This is a genomic window from Afipia dichlorophenoxyacetatis, assembly GCF_055386385.1.
This window is the reverse complement of record NZ_AP029250.1, coordinates 2,469,468-2,487,901: the sequence shown is the minus strand read 5'-3', so window position 1 is coordinate 2,487,901 and position 18,434 is coordinate 2,469,468. Positions and strand designations below refer to the sequence as shown.

At 59.4% G+C, this 18,434-nt stretch carries 16 protein-coding genes; 5 read left to right on the top strand and 11 right to left on the bottom strand.

The window, feature by feature from the left end; genetic code table 11:
* Window positions 1-224: 224 nt before the first annotated feature.
* The 3 genes from ACZ5C3_RS11575 to ACZ5C3_RS11565 form a co-directional block, all read right to left on the bottom strand.
* Complete coding sequence (locus ACZ5C3_RS11575; protein ID WP_464037805.1) at window positions 225-650, bottom strand: hypothetical protein; 426 nt, start codon at window positions 648-650, stop codon at window positions 225-227.
* Window positions 651-798: 148 nt separating this feature from the next.
* Entirely contained in the window at window positions 799-1,512 is a 714-nt protein-coding gene (locus ACZ5C3_RS11570) for a response regulator (protein ID WP_464037804.1), read from the bottom strand.
* Window positions 1,513-2,025: 513 nt separating this feature from the next.
* Entirely contained in the window at window positions 2,026-7,083 is a 5,058-nt protein-coding gene (locus ACZ5C3_RS11565) for an autotransporter domain-containing protein (RefSeq protein WP_464037803.1), read from the bottom strand.
* A gap of 408 nt (window positions 7,084-7,491) precedes the next feature.
* Between ACZ5C3_RS11565 and ACZ5C3_RS11560 the strand changes: the two genes are divergently transcribed.
* Window positions 7,492-9,237, top strand: coding sequence for a winged helix-turn-helix domain-containing protein (locus tag ACZ5C3_RS11560; protein WP_464037802.1), 1,746 nt, complete (start codon window positions 7,492-7,494; stop codon window positions 9,235-9,237).
* Window positions 9,238-9,276: 39 nt separating this feature from the next.
* Here ACZ5C3_RS11560 and ACZ5C3_RS11555 read toward each other — a convergent pair whose 3' ends face one another.
* Complete coding sequence (locus ACZ5C3_RS11555) at window positions 9,277-10,161, bottom strand: haloalkane dehalogenase (protein WP_464037801.1); 885 nt, start codon at window positions 10,159-10,161, stop codon at window positions 9,277-9,279.
* A 79-nt stretch (window positions 10,162-10,240) separates the two neighbouring features.
* The gene (locus ACZ5C3_RS11550; RefSeq protein ID WP_464037800.1) at window positions 10,241-10,858 is read right to left on the bottom strand and encodes a TetR/AcrR family transcriptional regulator; all 618 of its coding nucleotides are present in this window, start codon (window positions 10,856-10,858) and stop codon (window positions 10,241-10,243) included.
* Window positions 10,859-11,023: 165 nt separating this feature from the next.
* Between ACZ5C3_RS11550 and ACZ5C3_RS11545 the strand changes: the two genes are divergently transcribed.
* Window positions 11,024-11,743 carry an SDR family oxidoreductase gene (locus ACZ5C3_RS11545; protein ID WP_464037799.1) on the top strand — a complete coding sequence of 240 codons (720 nt, stop codon included), beginning with the start codon at window positions 11,024-11,026 and terminating at the stop codon, window positions 11,741-11,743.
* 64 nt (window positions 11,744-11,807) lie between these two features.
* On the opposite strand, the gene ACZ5C3_RS11540 is transcribed toward ACZ5C3_RS11545, so the two are convergent.
* Together ACZ5C3_RS11540 and ACZ5C3_RS11535 are read right to left on the bottom strand one after the other, a co-directional pair.
* Window positions 11,808-11,999 (bottom strand): hypothetical protein, encoded by a 192-nt coding sequence (locus ACZ5C3_RS11540; RefSeq protein ID WP_464037798.1) that lies wholly within the window; start codon window positions 11,997-11,999, stop codon window positions 11,808-11,810.
* Between the two features lie 82 nt (window positions 12,000-12,081).
* Window positions 12,082-12,903, bottom strand: a complete 822-nt coding sequence (locus tag ACZ5C3_RS11535; RefSeq protein ID WP_464037797.1) for a sugar phosphate isomerase/epimerase family protein — start codon at window positions 12,901-12,903, stop codon at window positions 12,082-12,084.
* A gap of 258 nt (window positions 12,904-13,161) precedes the next feature.
* Between ACZ5C3_RS11535 and ACZ5C3_RS11530 the strand changes: the two genes are divergently transcribed.
* The gene (locus ACZ5C3_RS11530) at window positions 13,162-13,350 is read left to right on the top strand and encodes a hypothetical protein (protein ID WP_464037796.1); all 189 of its coding nucleotides are present in this window, start codon (window positions 13,162-13,164) and stop codon (window positions 13,348-13,350) included.
* A gap of 23 nt (window positions 13,351-13,373) precedes the next feature.
* Here ACZ5C3_RS11530 and ACZ5C3_RS11525 read toward each other — a convergent pair whose 3' ends face one another.
* The 3 genes from ACZ5C3_RS11525 to ACZ5C3_RS11515 form a co-directional block, all read right to left on the bottom strand.
* Entirely contained in the window at window positions 13,374-13,718 is a 345-nt protein-coding gene (locus ACZ5C3_RS11525; protein ID WP_464037795.1) for an MliC family protein, read from the bottom strand.
* 127 nt (window positions 13,719-13,845) lie between these two features.
* On the bottom strand, window positions 13,846-14,175 hold the full coding sequence (locus ACZ5C3_RS11520) for a GCG_CRPN prefix-to-repeats domain-containing protein (protein ID WP_464037794.1): 330 nt from the start codon (window positions 14,173-14,175) through the stop codon (window positions 13,846-13,848).
* A gap of 12 nt (window positions 14,176-14,187) precedes the next feature.
* Window positions 14,188-14,472: a hypothetical protein gene (locus ACZ5C3_RS11515; protein WP_464037793.1), complete on the bottom strand. Its 285-nt coding sequence runs from the start codon at window positions 14,470-14,472 to the stop codon at window positions 14,188-14,190.
* Between the two features lie 412 nt (window positions 14,473-14,884).
* Between ACZ5C3_RS11515 and ACZ5C3_RS11510 the strand changes: the two genes are divergently transcribed.
* Window positions 14,885-15,724 carry a Crp/Fnr family transcriptional regulator gene (locus ACZ5C3_RS11510; protein WP_464037792.1) on the top strand — a complete coding sequence of 280 codons (840 nt, stop codon included), beginning with the start codon at window positions 14,885-14,887 and terminating at the stop codon, window positions 15,722-15,724.
* A gap of 370 nt (window positions 15,725-16,094) precedes the next feature.
* Here ACZ5C3_RS11510 and ACZ5C3_RS11505 read toward each other — a convergent pair whose 3' ends face one another.
* Window positions 16,095-16,577, bottom strand: a complete 483-nt coding sequence (locus ACZ5C3_RS11505; RefSeq protein ID WP_464037791.1) for a phasin — start codon at window positions 16,575-16,577, stop codon at window positions 16,095-16,097.
* A 554-nt stretch (window positions 16,578-17,131) separates the two neighbouring features.
* Here ACZ5C3_RS11505 and ACZ5C3_RS11500 point away from each other — a divergent pair.
* On the top strand, window positions 17,132-18,364 hold the full coding sequence (locus ACZ5C3_RS11500; protein ID WP_464037790.1) for an ArsB/NhaD family transporter: 1,233 nt from the start codon (window positions 17,132-17,134) through the stop codon (window positions 18,362-18,364).
* Window positions 18,365-18,434 lie beyond the last annotated feature (70 nt).

Genomic DNA, 18,434 nt, shown 5'->3' with positions numbered 1-18,434 from the left:
CAACCGTTGGGGTTTTCGAGGCGCGCCGCTGTTCGGGCAACGCTCATCGGCATTGCAAGAGCCGCGCCTCGGAGCATTGGACTTACACGCGTTATAGATCGACTGGCTCAGAAATCGTCAGCCCGATGCCCCCTCACCCGACCCGTATTCGTACGCCCCTCGCGCCATTGAGCAGCCACCGCCAATGATGCTGGCGAGTGGACCATCGGTATGCGTACCCAGCATCAATTGAAGGCGAGCACGGCCGCAAGAAGAACGCCGAGAAATGCCACGGCCGCGATGATGCCGCCGAGTTTCGCATTTCTGGCTGCAACCGCATCGCCCGAGGCTGATTTCTTGAAGTTCGCCTCCTCGAAAATGATTGCCGCGATCATGACCACCATCAACACCATCTTCACCCAGAACCACGGTGTTGCCCCTTGCAGGCCGCCATATTTGAGCCAAAGCAAAAGAGGCCCGCTCACGAGCAAAGTCACCCCGGCCACCTTTCCTACGGTCGCCATCTGGAAGCCAATCCCAAACAACGTCGCACGGGTTTTCTCGTCAACTTTGGGAAGCGTTGCGCCGATGATCGGCATCACGACGGTGTTGGAGCCGCCTGCAACGAGGGCCACGATATGAATCCAGAGCAAGAAGTTAATCGCATCCATTTGAGTGCTTTCCGAGTGAAGAGAGTGATCACGAGCCTTGGCCGCGATCGATGGCCGCGAGCACGGTGCGCCAGAAAGATCGGCGCTGCGAACGTACCCTACTCCGAATTAAGAACACGATGTGACGGTCGCCCATCGCTTGTCTTTTTTAAAATGGCTCAACTGAGAGAGCGAACGTATAACCCACGCCACGCTCGGTCTGGATGATGCGTGGGGCGCGCGGATCGAAATCCAGCTTTCGTCGTAGCCGCAGAACCTGAACGTCAATCGCCCGGTCATAAATATCGTCATGCACCCGTGTCGCCTGAAGTAAATGCTCACGCGTCAAGGGACGCTGAGGCGCCTCAAGAAAGGCCAAGAGCAAAGTGCACTCCACCTTGCTCAATCGGACATTCGCGCCGCTGGGATCAACGAGCCTTCTATGGCGGCGTTCGAATTGCCACCCCGCGAATCTGTAGCCGCCTCCCCCGGAACTGCGCGTCCGTGCGACTCTTCCGATCTCTTGTCGACGCAAGACTGCACGCACGCGAGCAAGCAGTTCCCTGAGGCCGAATGGTTTGATCATGTAGTCATCCGCCCCGAGCTCAAGTCCGACGACGCGATCAATTTCGTCGGAGCGATGACCGGCCATGATAATGATCGGCACATCCGAACGCGAGCGGATCTCTCGCAATACATCCAAACCGTCCTCCTGACCCAGCTCCAGATCCAGGAGAATCATGCTCGGCTGCATATCCTTTAGCTGTCGATTTAGCTCGGCTCTATTAGATGCAGATCGTGCAGGAATATTCTGATCTACAAGATAATCGGCCAACATTTGCCGCTCGACTTGGTCGTCATCCACAACAACGATATGGCTCATATCCCGCTCGTGTTTCCAACACTCTCGCAGCACTCATTGACGTCAACCGGTTGAGCAACGCTGCCGGACCCAGGAGTTGACCTCTCCTATGCTTGAGCGCATTTGTGACATTGGCGTCACCTGGGCATGAGACGTAAAATTAATTGCCGCTTATCTGAAATGATGTCGCCGAATCTTTAGGACCGTTGGCCGCAACGTTCGGCGACGCTCTGAAGGTGCAATAATTGGCTAACGTCGCGACGCAGCTGACCTCACCACGCACATCAGCGGTGCTGGGTACAGCGCGCTCCTGAGATCACGGAAGCATCGAATTGGTCGCTGGCGCTTGACATCACTGACAGGTCTGGTCGCATTGCTTCGCATCCTTGTAACGTTACACTCCAAGAAGCTAGCGATCCGGCTTGCTGATGTCGTGAGACAAAGACGCCCTTTCAGTTGGACGTAAGTGAACATTCGCGCGAAAGCGGTTCAGGAACTCCTCGCGCGAAGTTGAAGAAAAAGCAGCTCGCGCCCCTACCACGCGTAGCGCAGCGTGCTCTTTCCCGCGTAGGTTTGCGTGGTGCTGGAGAACTCGCCCTCGAAACTTCCACCCAGCGAGAAGCCGTTCAGCCATTTCACCTCGGCGCCGGCTGTCACCAGCGCGGAGTCTGCTGCAGGCCGCGCGCCGTTCACCGTGAAGGCAGAGCCGGGCAACGATTGGAACGCTGCCGTCACCGGCCGATCGGTGTTGGAGTCATGCGCCCAGGCAAGACGTCCACTGAGCGTGAACAACCCATTGTCCATCAGAAATAGCTTGTCGGCGCGGGCACCGAGTTCGGTGCGGACATTGGTGGTGGTCTGCGCGTTATAAGAGAGTGCGAACTGATCGCTGCCGGAGACTACGCGCTCGCGATAGCCCGGCAGGTCGAAGCTCGAGACCTGCACCGCGGCGTAAGGCGTTGCGCCGAATGCGGGCCATGGCGCGAAGCGATAGCCACTCTCGACGCGTCCGGTGAACGTGTTGGCCTTGAAGTTGGCTTGCAGTTTGTCGGAGCCCGACACCGTGACGGTGCGGTCCGTGGTAACATCCTGCAATCCGTAGGCGAACGTTCCGGAGATGTACGCCGCTCCCATGGCATGACGGCCATAGACGCCGGCCTGGAACAGATCAGCGCGGCCACTGCCGAGCCCATCGGACACTGCAAAGTTGAAGCCCGCGCCGCCGAGCGCGAAGCCGACAACCGCATCCGGCGAGACGCGATAGTCAGCGCCCGCAACAGATCCGTAGATACGGCTGGTGGTGCTGCTCGCCCCACTCGCAGAATTTCCAGTGATCGTGCTCGATCCGCCGTAGCCCGAGGCCCACACGCCCCAGCGTTGGTCCAGCGATGCTGGCGCCGACGGCGGCATCACTGCGGCATAGGCCGCCCGCATCTTGGCGTCAGGCGAATTGGCTGCAGCATAGCCGAGCGCGTCGCCGGCGAAGGACATCACGCCGCCTTGCCCACTCCCCGCATTGCCGGAGAACGGATTGATCATGGTCACGAACTGCTGCATGGCGCTGAACGAACCCTGCGTGGTGGTGGCGCCGGGCTGGCCGGAGACTTGGTTGAGCGCATTGGTCAGCTTCGTACCGCTCACGTTGAGCAGCGCGTCGAACCCGGCCGGCGGCGTGAAGCCATTCTCGACGGCTTTGTTGATCGCACTCGCGACACTGGCCTGATTGCCGCTCGCGCCGTTCGGCAGCACCAGCGTGCCGGCATCGAGCACGAGGAAGACGTTGTTCGCGTCATAGGTCAGATGCGGATTGCGCGTCGGCGCGAACGTGTCACCGGTGAGACCGGCGAATTGCGTGCCCCCAAAGCCGCCGGTGGCATTGAGGATGGTGTAGGTCTGGGCTCGGAAGCTGCCCGGCAATTGCACCGCCTGTACGGTCGCACCGGTGAGCGTCGCGGTGCCCAGCACATTGGTGCGATCGGCTGAGGTTGGCGACGCTTCGATCTTGTAGAAGCTGCCGGTGTTGAACGTCAGGTTGCCATTGACCGTAATAGTGCCGATAGAGTTGCCCGGCGCCAGTGTGCCGCCGCTATTGATGACAGCCGTCGGCAACTGACCATTGCCGCCGAGCGTGCCGCCGTTGTTGACAGTGACACCGCTCGACGACGTGATCGAGCCGTTCACCGCGAGCGTGCCGCTATCGACGGTGGTGGCACCGGTATAGGTGTTGACGCCCGACAGCGTCAGCGTGCCGGTGCCGGTCTTGACCAACGAGCCGCCGGTGGCGCTCAGGCCGAAGAGGTCCGCGTAGCACGCCGTGCCGCTCGCGCCGCAGTCGCTGATCACGCCGCTGACCGTTGTGCTTAGGTTGTTGCCGCCGACGGTGAGCTCCCTTGCGCCCAGATAAACATCGCCGGCTCCCGCGATCGAGCCGACGCTGAGCTTGCCGTCACCGGCAGGGCCGGTGCTGTGCGAGACATCAACGATGCCGCCAGCGTTGTTGAGAATGCTGGCATTGCCTCCCGTCGCATTGACGAAGAATCCAAGAGTGCCGCTATTGGTGATGGTGGCATTTCCGGCCGAGCTGCTGTCGGCAAACTGCAGGATGGTATTGTTGACGATGGTGGCGCTGTCGGCCGTGCTGGTATCGAGGAACGAGACGGCGGTGCCGTTATTGGTGATGCTGGCACTGCCCGCCGTGCTGGTGTTCATGAAAATGATCTCACCGCCGGCATCGTTGGTGAAGGTGGCGCTGCCAGCGGTGCTCGCATCGAAGAACATCAGGCCATGGCTATTGGAAATCGTTGCGTTGCCGGCGGTGCTGGTGTCCCGGAAATTGAGGATGTTGTTGTTGGTGATGGTCGCGGCGCCGGCGGTGCTGGTGTTATTGAAATTGAGCTGGGCACCGCTGTTGTTCGTGATGGTTGCGCTGCCTGCCGTGCTGGTGTCGCCGAATGACGTCGTACCGTTGTTTGTGACCGTGGCGCTGCCAGCGGTGCTGGTGTTATTGAAACTGAGCTGGCCACTGCTGTTGTTGGTGATGGTCGCGGTGCCGGCGGTGCTGGTACTGTTGAAATTCACAGCGCCGTCGTTACCGATGGCCGCGCTGCCTGCCGTGCTGCTGTCCCTGAAATTGACCTGGCCGGTGGCGTTATTCGTGATCGTCGCAATGCCGGCTGTGCTCGTGTTGTTGAAGCTCACAGCGCCGTCGTTACCGATGGCTGCGCTACCTGCCGTGCTGCTGTCCCTGAAATTAATCTGACCGGCAGCGTTATTGGCGATGTTCGCGTTGCCGGCGCTGGTGCTGTTGCGAAAATTCGTCGTTCCGTTGTTCGTGATCGTGGCGATGCCGCTGGTGTCGGCGTTGACGACATCGAACGTGCCCGCGCCGCCGATAGTGACGGCACCCAAAATGGAGCCGACGCCGCTGACATCACCAAGCTGCAATGTTCCGCCGTTGATGGTGGTGCCACCAGTATAGGTATTGGCCCCCGACAACGTCAGTGTGCCGGTGCCGATCTTGACCAGCGAGCCGCCGGCGCCGCCCCACATTCCGCCATCGGCGATCACGCCGGAGACAGTGGTCGACAAATTGTTGGAGCCGACGGTCAGTTCATTGCCACCGAGATAGAACATTCCGTTGCCCGCGATCGAGCCAGCGGTGAGTTTGTGGTCGCTGTTCGCACCGACGGTGCCGGAAAAATCGATCTGCGCGGCGGCTGCGTTGTTGATGAGCTGCGCGTTGCCGGCATTGGCCGTTTGACCGAAGTAGAGAGAATCCGTGTTGGTAATTTTGGCGTTGCCGGCCGTGCTCTGGTCGGAGAAGTGCATCTCCCGGTTGTTGGTGATGACGGCGTCGCCGGCCGTGCTGGTGTCGAAAAACTCAGTGTACTCGTTGTTGGTGATGCTGGCGCTGCCGGCTGAACTGCCGTTCTGGAAGTAGAGCCCGTAATTATTGATGATCGTCGCGCTACCCGCGGTGCTGCTGTCCTGAAAATAGACCCGGCCGGTGTCGTTATTCGTGATGGCGGCAGTGCCCGCTGTGCTGGAATCGTGAAATGCAATGTTGCCATTGCCGCTGTTGGTGATGATGGAGGCGCCGGCAGTGGCCGTGTCAAAGAAATCGAGGTTGCCGCTGTTGTTGGTGACGGTTGCGCTACCGGCTGTGCTGGCGTTGTGGAAGGCTACGCCGCCGCCGTTGTTGCCGATGACAGCGGACCCGGCGGTGCTGCCATCATTGAATGTGAGATTGCCGTTGTTTGTGATCTGGGCGTTGGCCGCTGTGCTGGTATTGTAGAAATTCAGGCTGCCGCCAGAGTTGTTGGTGATCTGGGCATCGGCCGCTGTGCTGGTGTTGTAAAAATTCACAATGCCGCCGGCATTGTTGCCGATCCCCGCGTGGTCGGCCGTGCTGGCATCGTTGAAAGACAGGCTGCTGCTGTTGTCGAAGCCGGCGCTACCGGCGGTAGCCGTGTCGAAGAACCCGACGTTGCCGCTGTTGTTGAAGATGAATGCGCTACCGGCTGTGCTGGTATTGCGGAAGGCTATATCGCCCCCGTTGTTGTTAATGAGAGCGAAGCCGGCGGTGCTGCCATCATTGAAAGTGAAATTGCCGTTGTTTACGATCTGGGCGTGGGCCGCTGTGCTGGTGTTGTAGAAATTCAGGCTGCCGCCGGCATTGTTGCCGATCACGGCGCTGGCCGCCGTGCTGGTGTTGTAGAAATTCACGCTGCCGCCGGCATTGTTGATGATCGTCGCGCTGCTGGCTGTACTCGTGTCGTTGAAAGATAGGCTGCCGCTGTTGGAGATGGTGGCGCTGCCGGCGGTGGCGGTGTCGAAGAACCCGATGTTGCCGCTGTTGTTCGTGATCGTGGTGGTGGAGAAGCTGCTGCCCGCTGTGCTGGCGTCGTGGAAATCCACCTCGCCGCCATTGTTGGTGATATGAGCCTGATCGAGTGAGCTGCTGTCTCCGAAACGGACAACGCCGGCGCTGCCGTTAATGATCGTGGCCTGGCCAGCATCGCTTTGCCCTGAGAAATTCAGAGCCAGATTGTTGGTAATGGTCGCTGCGTTTGCATAGCTGCGATCATTGAAGTTCACGACGCCGTTGTTGACGTAGGTTGTCCTGTCGCCGCCGTCGGTGCTGTCGTTGAAGGTGATGGTGCCGTCGTTCATAAAGGTGTAGGCGCCATCGAGCTGGTTAAAACCGGAAAACGTCAGACTGCCGCTGCCGCTGTTTGCGAAGCTGACGTTAATTCCGAACGGGGCGAAGATGCCGCTGTTGTTGATCGCCACCGCATGACTGTTGCTGAAGTTGTAATTCGGTGCCCCACTCAAGAAAAGCATACTGCCGAGCGTGGTGTCGGCCGAAAATGACAGGTTGGTGACGGTCGAGGCGCCGAAGATGGCGGTATTGGTCGGCACCGTGCCGGAGTCCCAGTTGGCGCCGTTGTTGAAGTCGCCATTGGCCGGAGAGCCGAGCCATGTCTGCGCCTGCGCGGGCGCTGCGGGCAGCAACAATGAGGCCAAGACCAGGGCCGTTGATGCAAGCAATGCGGCGCGCAACCGGCGCGTGCCAAATCGATCCGTTACCATTGCTACGATCTCCCCCCGCGCACGGCGTGGACCAGCCTCCCAGCCGGCCCAACACGCCACCAAAAATGCGCGCAGCTGTCCCCACAGCCTCTAACTCCTGAGTCTGCGTCAGCTTCATCGCATCGGAGGGGGAGCGAAGTCCTGAAACGGCTGTGGGTGGCGTTCTGAAAATTTCTGAAATTTTCGATTCAACGTCATTTTCGATATGTTTTGTTGTATTTAGGCGCCTCGCGAACCGCCTTTGGGACAAGAGCCGGTTCATGCTCCGGCGTTAGAATTTAAGCGGCTCAGAAGCCGCGTTTGGGCTATGAGGAAGTCCGAGCGCCGGCTTCTGAGATGGAGGCGGCCAAGAGGTCTCTCGAAAGTTGAGGCGGCTAAGCGCCGCCTATGGGTGGTTGGGGGTTATCTGTGTTTCGTTTCGCCGGTTTCGAGCTGGACCAGCAGCGTGATGAGCTGCGCGGGCCTGATGGCGTTGCCGTCAAGCTCCGGCCGAAGACCTTCGAGATGTTGCGCCTGTTCGCGGCCAACCCGGCCCGGGTGCTCAGCAAGCAGGAATTGATGGAAGCGGTCTGGCCGAATGTTCATGTCGGCGAGGACAGCCTGTTCCAGGGAATCCGCGAGCTTCGGACCGCTCTGGGCGACGACCGCCGACAATTGATCAAGCTCGCAGCCGGCGGCGGCTACGTGCTAACGGCCCAAGTCATTGTCGAGCAAATCGTCGAGCCGGTCGCGCCACCCTCGACCCCGGTCCCGGATGCGGCCTCCCCTATCCTGCCTTCAGATGCCGCCCCCGCGACACCGGCCGACATTGCAACCGGATCGGGAAAATCTCAGTGGTCCATCTTCGGTTTGCGTGGACGTGTGGCAGCCATTGCCGCTGTCCTCTGTGTGGTGATCGGGCTTGCGGCCGTGGCAGCGGTGCTGAAGCCGGACTTTATTATCAAGCGAACGCCGCCGGTCATCGCCGTGATGCCGATTGTCGATGCGAGCAACGATCCGCGTGGTGCGGCGATGGCAGGCGAAGTCACCAGCCGCCTCGCGGATGGTTTCGCCAGGATCGACAACATCAGAACGGTCGCGCCACAGTCATCACCGTCGGCACCTACCGAAAACGTTGCTGTCACCCCAGCCGATTTCGAAGTCCGGGGCGAATTGCAGCGCAGTGAGCAAGCGTGGACCTTGCGCGCGCGCATCATCAAGACCGCCACCGGCGAGGTTCAATCGGTGGCGATGGTGTCGGTCGACGTCAACGAGGCGGACGCGCAACTTCAGCAGTCCCGGCTTGCGGCGGGCGTGGGCCATCCGCTCGCGCGTCGCTTGAACGAACTTTTAGAGGCCAGCGCATCTTCACCAACCAACCAGGACGCGTCCGCAGGCCGCGCCAAGGTCGTTATCGATCAGGCGACCGCATCGATCAATCAAACCACGCGCGAGCGTTTTGGCGTGGCGCAGACCATGCTGCAAAAAGCTCTCGCCGACGAACCCGGCAATGTCGACATCGCTGTCGCACTGTCATCGCTTCAGCTCCGCGGCTTCCAGATGCGCTGGTATGGCCCGGACGAGGCCAAGGCTGTGGAAGCGCAGGCCAGCGCGACGCTTGAGCGCGCCTCGCGCGCGAAGCCCAATTCCATCGCGGTGCTGGAAACCTATTGCCGCTTTCTCAGCGCGACCAACCATTTCGCGGAAAGCCTCGTCACCTGCGCGAGGGTCTTGAGCTTCGACCCGTGGAACGGCGGCGCGCTCTACCTTGTCGGCCTTGGGCAGATCTTCCTTGGCCGCTTTGACGATGCGCTCGCGACATTCCAGCAAGCCGACCGCTTCGACACGCCGGCCGTGTCGCGCTGGACCTGGTTGCTCGGCGCGGGATGGGCGAACCAGTTGATGGGTCGCGGCGCCGACGCAGTGCCGTGGCTGCAACGTTCGATCGCCATCACCACGGCGTCCGGGCGCACACAGATGATGCTCGCCGCCGCCTATCAGCAAGCGGGACGGTTCGATGAAGCCAGGGCGGCGATGCAGGAAGGCTTGAAGATGGTGCCCGGCACGACGAAGCTCAACGTCGCGCCGCCGTCAAAGAACACCAGTCCGGTTTATCTCGCAGCGACCGACAAGGTCGTTCAGCTCATGGTCGATGCGGGCCTGCCGGAAAAGTAAATCCGGTAGGTAGCTGTTCGCGTCCTTCTTCAGGCTTTTTCACGCAAGCCGGTGCTTCTCAATCCACGCCTTCACATGTTGCCCGATCTCGGCGCCGGAATCTTCCTGAATGAAATGAAGGCCGCTCACGGTCGCCTCGGTCTGGTTCCTCCACGTGCGACAGAACTCGCGCGGCGCGCCGGTGAGAATGGCGCCGGGATCGGCATTGATGAACAGCTTCGGAATGTCGTTTTCCGCCATCCACTTCGAATAGGTTTCCACCAATTGCACGATGTGAGGAGGCTCGCCCTCAATGGGCAATTGCCGCGGCCATGACAGCGTCGGCCAGCGGTCCTCGCGCTGGAGAAACGGCCTTCGGTATTCCGTCTTTTCAGCCTCGGACATTTGACGGATGATCGATCCGAGCAGCACCCGCTCGACGAACAGGTTCTTGTCCAGGATCATCTCCTCACCCGCCTCCGAGCGGAAGCCTTGGAAAATTGGCGTGGCTCGTTCGCTCCATTCGCTCCACTCCGCGTAGGGCCGGACGATGCCCTCCATATAGGCGATGCCGAGCACGCGATCGGGATGCTCATACGCCCAATCGAATCCGAGCGCCGATCCCCAGTCATGAACCACCAGCACGATCTTCTCGGACAACCCAACGAGCTCATGAAGCAGAGCCCAGAGATGCTTTCGATGGTTCTCGAACGTATAGGTGTCCGGACCGGGGTTCGGCAGCTTCTCGGAATCTCCCATGCCGATGAGATCCGGCGCTATCAGGCGGCCGACGCCGTCGAGTTCGGCGACGGTGTGCCGCCACAAATAGGACGACGTCGGATTGCCATGAAGAAAGACGATCGGTGTGCCCTGCCCGTGATCGTAGAAGGCCATCTGCTTGCCAAGGACGTTCAACTTTTTCTTCGGAAGGGGCTGTTCGCTCATGTCACGCCGTCTGTTGAAAATGAAATGATTTGAGAAAGCGCGTCACGCTGCTGCGCGAGTTCGACAGCTCCCTCGTGCTTTACGTCTTCGCGCTTGTCTTTCGTGGCCGGTGGGGTTCGGTAACGGCCGCTGCATCCAGAAGAGTGACAACCGCCGCTTTTGCCGAGACGAACGGCGAACTGTCGCCGAACACCTGAGAAAGCAGCAAAGCGCCCTGAAACAGCACGTTGAGCTGCTTGCCGAGGCTCGAAGGCTCCGCAAAATTCGCCTGCTCACATATTGCGATAAATCGCCGTTCGACACGAAGAGGCGCGCTCTTGCCCAGCGTCGCAATGCCCTCATGCTTGCCGACATATTCCTGAGAGGCTTTGACGCCCAAGCATCCGCGCGTGGGGGTCTCATCGATCATCGCCTTGCGAATGTCGAAAAATGCCAGGATCTGCTGTCGAGGATTGTCGCTCGCAGCAATCACGGGATCGAACAGCTCATGCACGATGCCCGCGCCGTAATAATCCAGCACGGCCTCGATCAGTTCTTCCTTTGACGGAAAGTATTTATAGAGCGTGCGTTTCGAGATGCCGCTGTCGGCCATCACGGTATCGACGCCGGTGGCGTGAAAGCCGCCTTCGTAAAATCGGTCGAACGCCCATTTCACGATTTCAAGCTTCTTGCCTTCGGCCTGTGCGTCTTGAGCCATCTCACTCACCTCGGGACTGACCTGCGACTGACCTCGCGCCCTCTTCCCCGAAGCTAGCAAATCCGGTTGACGAAGTAAACAGATCGGTTTACTTCGTGGCAATAGGTAAACAATTCGGTTTACCAACTGTTCCGTGGCCACGAATGGTCAATCGTGAGGAAGACAATGTCCCTGTCGAATAAAGTTATTCTGGTATCTGGCGCCAATCGCGGCATCGGTGCAGCGACCGTCCGGGAACTGCTGAAGGCTGACGTCGCCAAAGTCTACGCTGGCGCACGCGATGTGAACGCGTTGCCGGATTTCGGTGACGCGCGCGTCGTGCCGCTGCAGCTCGACGTCACCAGCGATGCGTCCGTGAACGCAGCGGCCAATGCCGCGACCGATATCGATGTGCTGGTGAATAATGCGGGAACCATGGGGTTCGGCGATGCGATCGCCAGCTCGCAGGAGACGATCGAGGCGGACATGCAAACCAACTACTACGGCACGCTCCGCGTCATTCGCGCCTTTACACCCCGTTTCGTTAGCCGCGGTTCTGGCACGATCGTCAACGTGGTCAGCGTCGTTGGCCTCGCCGCCGTGCCGCTGCTCGCCGGATATTCCGCATCGAAGGCTGCCCTGCAATCGCTCACCCAGTCCCTGCGCGGCACTCTCGAAAAATCGGGCATCACCGTGCTCGGCATCTATCCCGGCCCGGTCGATACAGACCTCGCCAAACCCATCCCGCTTGAGAAGGTGACGCCTGAATACGCCGCCGTGAATATCGTGCGCGGCATCGAACGGGGACAGGCCTACATCTTCCCCGATCCGATGGCGCTACAAGTTGAGCATCTTTGGGCGAACAACGGCCGCCAGTTGGAAGCTGCGATGCAGGTCGGCGGGTAAGCCGCCTATTGCTCCATCAGTCCCCATCCTAAAAACAAAGCCCCTGATCGGGGCTTTGTTCGCATCAGGCTTCGTTTGCGCCGACGCCTCTGTCGGAGAGAATCTTCTCCGCCTTTGGCGTCAGTTCATAGAGATCGCCGTCTTTCGAGACGTATCCCTCTTTAATCAACCGATCGATCTCGCCTTGTCTGTCGTCAGCAAAGGCAATCGATTGGGCGATATCGCACAGAACAGCGACCTCTTCGTCCTTGAGCATGACGTTCCTCCACTTTCGCAAGGAACGTGCGAGGAGGCGTTATGTTCCAGAAACCGTCTGACGTAATCTCACCCCCGGCCACTCAAAACCCCAACTGCTGAAGATATCTCAAACTTGCCTCAATGCTCTGCAGCGGGTGAGCGGGATGATCATGCTCGACAAAGCAGTAAGCGACACCGGCCAGCGTTGAGTGACCCAGCACACGCTTGAAATCGACAACGCCCTGCCCCACCTCGGTGATCGCACCATCCGGCGTCATGTCTTTCAGATGGAGAAGAGGAAAACGCCCCGGATATCGCTGGAAGCACGTTACGGGATCGCGGCCTGCCCTTGTCATCCAATAGAGATCCGCCTCCATCTTAACGAGATCGGGGTCGGTCTCCGCAAGGATGACATCGTAAGGGATTTGCCTATCGATGGGTACGAATTCAAAATCGTGATTGTGGTACGCGAAGCTCAGACCAGCTTCTTTCGCTTGCGCGCCGATCGCATTGAATCTTTGACAGACGCGCTTCCAGTCATCGATTGTTTGTAGCCTACTCGCATCCACAGACGGACACACGATAAACTGCTGGCCCATCGTTCGCGCCATCTGCAGATGTTTTGATAGTTCATGTTCGAGCTGCTGATAGCTCACGTGGGCTGCCGGCGCGATCAAGCCATAACGTTTCAGGAGATTCAACGTCTGCTCGGGCGACGGGCCGCTTATCCCTGCAAACTCGACTTGCCGGTATCCGATGCGAGCGACCTCTGCCAACGTCCCTTCGAAATCGCTCGTGAGCAGATCCCGCACGGTGTAGAGCTGCAATCCAAAACTGCGGAGGCTCTTGCCCAAAACCGGACTCGTCAACGATGCGACCAGTGCGGACAACAGCGTGAGGAATTCCCGTCGATCCGTGATCATCACCACCTCTTCGGTCTGAAGCGGCTCTTCTTGACGCCGGTGATACGGCCTTACTCTCCGAGTTGATCGCGGCTGAAAATATCACCTTCACGAACGATTAAACACAACGAATGCTTGGCGTTCCTCTGCAAACGCCTTCGACAACACTTCGCAAACCATCTCGCAACACGACCACGGCTCCGCACCGCGCGGTAACGAATCCAAAATTCTTCTCGCTCAAATTGCTTACAAACAACAAGGCATTTGGGAGTGCGGATTATGAAAGCAGAAACCATTCTGGCGAACGTGCGCCGATATCAAGCGATCGCGTCGCTCTATCGGCGTACGGCCACGTTTCGCCCGAGCCAAAGCTGGTCCTTGCTGGGACAGGCCAAGGAATGGGAAAGCCGTGCAATCTCGGAGCTTGAAGATTACTTCACCTGCACCGCTTACGTGCAGGCGGCGTAAGGCTTCGGCTGACGCTTACTGAATTATTGCGAGGTACAGGCTTGGCTCTTGCCATTGCGGGTGAGTGTGGCGCCTTGTCCCTTGATCCAGAATTCGACCTTGCCGTTGGCATAGCGGCCGCCATCTGCCGACATCACTTGCGGCAGGGCGAGGCGCCGTTGCGATCCGCCAAAGGTCAGCACCGCGTGGCCGGGCGTCACGCCGGGCTCGGAGAATTGTGCATGCAATTTGGTACCACGGCCGCAATTGTAATTGGCCTCGGCGGCATAGGCTGAGCCGCTTGTCGCCATAGCGGCGATCGTTGCTGCGGCGAAAGCCACGCCAGATTTGGAACGACAAAACCGAGGCGAATTAGGAATTTCAGTCATTGGCTTATTCCTTCCGCGCGTCAGGCGCACACCATTCGCTAACGTTAATGGACTGCTACATTAACATAGCGACTGACCCTTGGCAGACCAAGAATCCGCCAAGGGGTGAGCCCGTCGTAAGCGCGACTTATTTCCAGCCGCCGCCGGGCAACCGGCCGTGATATGGCGTGTCGCGGCAATGGCCCCATGGTCCGCGCCAGTAACCCGGAGGGCAGCCATTCCAGCGCGCAGCCGTGCGAAAAGGACCAGAATAACCGCCGGGATAGGGGCCAGTGCCGTACCTGTGACAAGATCCATACGGCCCGCGATATCTGTTAGCTCCGCATCCATTGGCGACCTGGATCACCATGGATGATGCGTCGTTCGGTGGCAAAATCGGCAGCGCTACAGAGGGAGCAATGGCCGCGCCGTATGTTGCGGTCACGGTCGTTAGAACCAAAGCAAATTTTTTCAACATGGACATGTCCTCTCAGTCGCCGAAGCGTTGAGCGGCGAAATCGATTCCAGCCTGCACCTCGCTCATCGCCTGCTGGATGAGGCGTACAGCGCGCGCCTTGTGGCCGCCTTTGTCCGAAGTTGCTTCGTGCAGTGAGCCCAGCGCGTCTTGAAGCTCGGACAGCGCGCGTTCCATGTTGCCCTGAAACGCGAGCGCGCCTCCGGTGGATGCTGCGAGCAACGTCGCGGCACCGGCGCCGGCGGCAGCTAGAGAGAGCAGGTTACGGCGTGTGGTAGCATGCGAATTGTCATTGGTCATTTTATCGTCCTTTCCATTTGTGCTTGAGGTTTGTTCGTTGAAATCCGCGCGGCGCTGAGCCGCTGAAGTGCGCGGGACCCTCGTCGATAATCCAATCAAGAACAAATATGCGTTCGATATCCCGCTATCGTGGACGCTTATAGCTGAACGCTGAGGGACGACGGGACATGGCGACGCCACGCTGCCATGTCCATTGTATGCCCCGAGGTTTGGCGATCAGGATTCGAGGTGCTTGTGAATGCCTTCGCTGGCCTGCTGAATGGCAGCTTCGACCGCGGGCACGCTCTGGATTCCGGATCCATTGGGGGGAACCATATGAAATAGGGCAAGTTATACCGTCGAGGCGTGGTCTAAGTTGCGCCGGCGCAAATGCTGCACAGGGCCGCGCGTCCGTCGAGGGAGGAGCATTCCCATGATGGAGCACAAGCTTGGCAATCGCCTGTTGGCTGCGTTACCGCCAGCGGATTTTGACTTGATCGTTCCACACCTGCGTAAAGTGTCGCTTGAACGCGAGATGGTATTGGCGCGCTCAGGAGATAAAATTGAGCACATCTATTTTCCCCGTACCGGGGCCATCTCGTTTATGCAGGACATGCCGAATGGACAGACCGTCGCAACGGCAGTGGTCGGAAACGAGGGCGCGGTCGGGATGCTATCGGTGCTCGGCCCTTCCCGCTCTCCGGTCACCGCCGTCGTGCACGTGCCCGGAACCGCACTGCAGATTTCTCCGGCGCGATTTTTAGCGGCGTTCAACCACAGCAGCGCCCTCAAACAAGCGGTCCAAATCCATACGATATCGCTGCTGGCGCAATTTCAACTCGTGGCTGCCTGCAATGCCCTTCATACAGTGGAGGCACGACTAGCCAGGTGGTTGCTTCACATCCATGATCGCGCCCGGGTCGACTTGCTTCCGCTGACGCAGGAGGTGCTTTCCGATCTGATCGGGGTGCGACGGCCCACTGTGACGCATGTCGTGCACAAGCTCCGCGAGTCCGGCGCGATCCGCTCCACGCAGCGCGGCATGATCGAGATCGACAGGCCGCGGCTCGAAGCCGCGACCTGCGAGTGTTATGTGATGATGCGCCGCAGGATCGACCAGATCGTGTCCCCTGACGTCAAAGTCCTTCCCACGCACACACCGTCTGCGCACGCGGTCCCCCGTGCACAAGACGCTCTGCTACCCAAAGCGCAAGGACCTGGACGAAATCCGCGTCCTCACAGCACGACCGTCCACCGGCCACGAGGCCATTGACGCGGGTCGCGTTCTCCCCTTCTCGATGGCTCCGCACGAATAGCGTGCGGCCATCAGCGCATCGAATTCGTTGCGCTGCGGTTCATCGACCCAGGCTTCCCTGGCGAACCATTCGTGCTGAGTGCGGCAGCTCGGGCAATAGGTGCTTGAGAAGAACACCGCACTGCTCCGAAATTTTTGCCGGTCCGCCGTAATACCTGTCGAGATTGCACGTCCCGTTCGGGGACATTTGATCATGACGACGCCCATCATATTTCTCCCTGTTCTGTTTCAGTGCCGCAGCGCCGTTTCCGTTCGCCGCACCCGGCTGGACACACCTCTTCTTCCGGAGGCGCTGTCCAGCCGCTCTTGGAAACTGAAGATGTTTGGTTCAGGAGACTGGTTGCAGGACTTTTGCAAAGCTCTTCTTGATCGGCTCGGCTGTCTCTGTCGCGACCTTCTGAGCGAGCTCCCAAAGCTCCTTGTTCTGTGCGGATACAGCCTCAAAGTTCTTGCGGCTTTGCGTGGCTGAAAGATTCATAATGTCAGACAGCGACTTGGTCGCCATGAGACCGGAGAGAAAATCGAGAGCGGACTGCGTGTTGATGCTCGAGATCTCGATCACCTTGGCGCCGTAATCCGCGGCGCCCTTTGCGTTACAGGCATACGCTTCCCGGAGGTTGTCGGTCACTTCACCGGACGTCACCTTCATCTTCTCGCAGTTTTCCTTGACGCGTCCGACACTCTGCTCGGCGAGCCCGCGGAAGATTCCAGGTATGGGAAAAATGGTCATGTCGAAGCCTTGCGCGTTGGCGCGGACTCCTGCATTCAGCGGAATGGTATTCACGTCGACTTTCACGTTGGCATCATTCACGGCTTTTCATCCTTCTCTCATCAACAGCAATCCGATTGGCACTCCGGGGCATCGGAGGCTGCGGAAACGGAGCCGAGAATCTTTTCCCGAGGTCCGTGGTGAGTGCGTCGCAGATCATTGCTTCGCATTCGCTTGATCGAACTATGACTGATGAGCGCGCCAGCTTCCGTTCGCTTTCTGACGCTCGCTAAATTTTTTGTGAAGTTCTGTTTGAGAACGAGCGTGATTCACGCTTCGCGATACGTGTGGCCGCCACCGCGCTTGTTGGCATTGAGCTTTTCATGAGAACATTGATCGACCGATCAGCAAAGATCAGTCGATCCAGTCTCCTGTGCGTCTGGCGGACGTCATTTTTCTTAGGCGAAGACGTGCAAGCGGTGAGGCGCGCCCACTTTCGCCCTCACACTTCTACCTCAAGCCATTTGCCTTCGCCGGGAGCTTTAACAGCGCTTGATCGCGGCAAAGGCTGGTAAAGATAACGGTCGGCGTGGCAAGAAGAAGCGACCAAACTTCGCGATGCATTCCAGCGCACGCGTTCAGACCGGCGGGGTTCGATGGAGCTGACGGTACTCATCTTCCTACTGGTCTATGTGGCCATGGGCTTCGGAAAGCTGCCGGGCTTCATGGTGGACCGTACCGGCGCGGCGATTGTTGGCGCGCTTGCGATGATGATCGCCGGCAGCATCAGTCCCAAGGCAGCTTGGGACGCGATCGACTATCGCACCGTAGGCATGCTGTTCGGGCTGATGGTGGTCTCAGCCGCCTTTGTGGTTTCGGGCTTCTATGCATGGGCTGCGCGAAGCATCACGACGCTCAAGGTGAGCCCGCCCGCATTGCTTGCCGTTCTTGTGGCAGCCGGCGGCCTCCTCTCGGCGCTGCTGACCAATGATGTGGTCGTGGTGGCGATGACACCGTTGCTTGTATCGATCACGCTCAGCCGCGGACTGAACCCCGTGCCTTTCTTACTCGCCTTTTGCTTCGCGGCGAATACCGGTTCGGCAGGCACTTTAATCGGCAGCCCACAGAACATGATCGCCGCCCAGGGCCTCGGCCTTTCGTTCAACGGCTTCCTGCGCGTTGCCGCCCTGCCCGCGCTTGTCTCTCTGCCGATCGTGTGGGGAATCGTCGCTTTGGTCTACCGCGGACGCTGGCAAGCGGTCACCACCGGCACATCCACTCCCGCCTCGGCGTCGCCTGTCGCGTTCAACCGATTGGAGACCGGAAAGGCCGCGGTCGTGACATTGATCGTAGTGGCGGCGTTTGTATTTTCGCAGGCCTCGCGCGAGTTGATCGCACTCTGTGCAGCAGCTTTCCTGCTGATCGATCGCCGGATCGCTTCAGGCGACATGCTCAAGAACGTCGACGGCAATCTTTTGCTGCTCATCATGGGATTGTTCGTGGTGAACGCGGCACTGGCCTCGACCGGGCTTCCGCAACAGCTGCTGGCGCAATTCCGCGCAGCCGGGCTCGACTTGAACCACCCCCTTACACTGTTTCTGGTGGGAAGCGTCCTCAGCAACATCGTGGGCAACAATCCGGCGGTGATGCTGCTGGTGCCGTTCTTGAATCCCGACGTCAATCGTGACGCGCTTGGCGCGGCACTGGCGCTCGGCACCGGCTTTTCCAGCAACCTGATCATCTTTGGCAGCTTGGCCGGCATCATCGTCGTCGAACAGGCCGCAGCTCATGGGGTAAAGATCTCGTTCAGCGAGTTCTGTCGCGCAGGCGTACCCGTGACGCTGGCATGCATGCTGATGGCCGCGGCTTGGGTGGCCATGCTCGGGTAGGAACGAACAGAGCGCTGGGGAGACGCGGCCTTGTAAGCTGCGCCGATCGCCTCCTATGATACAAAGACAC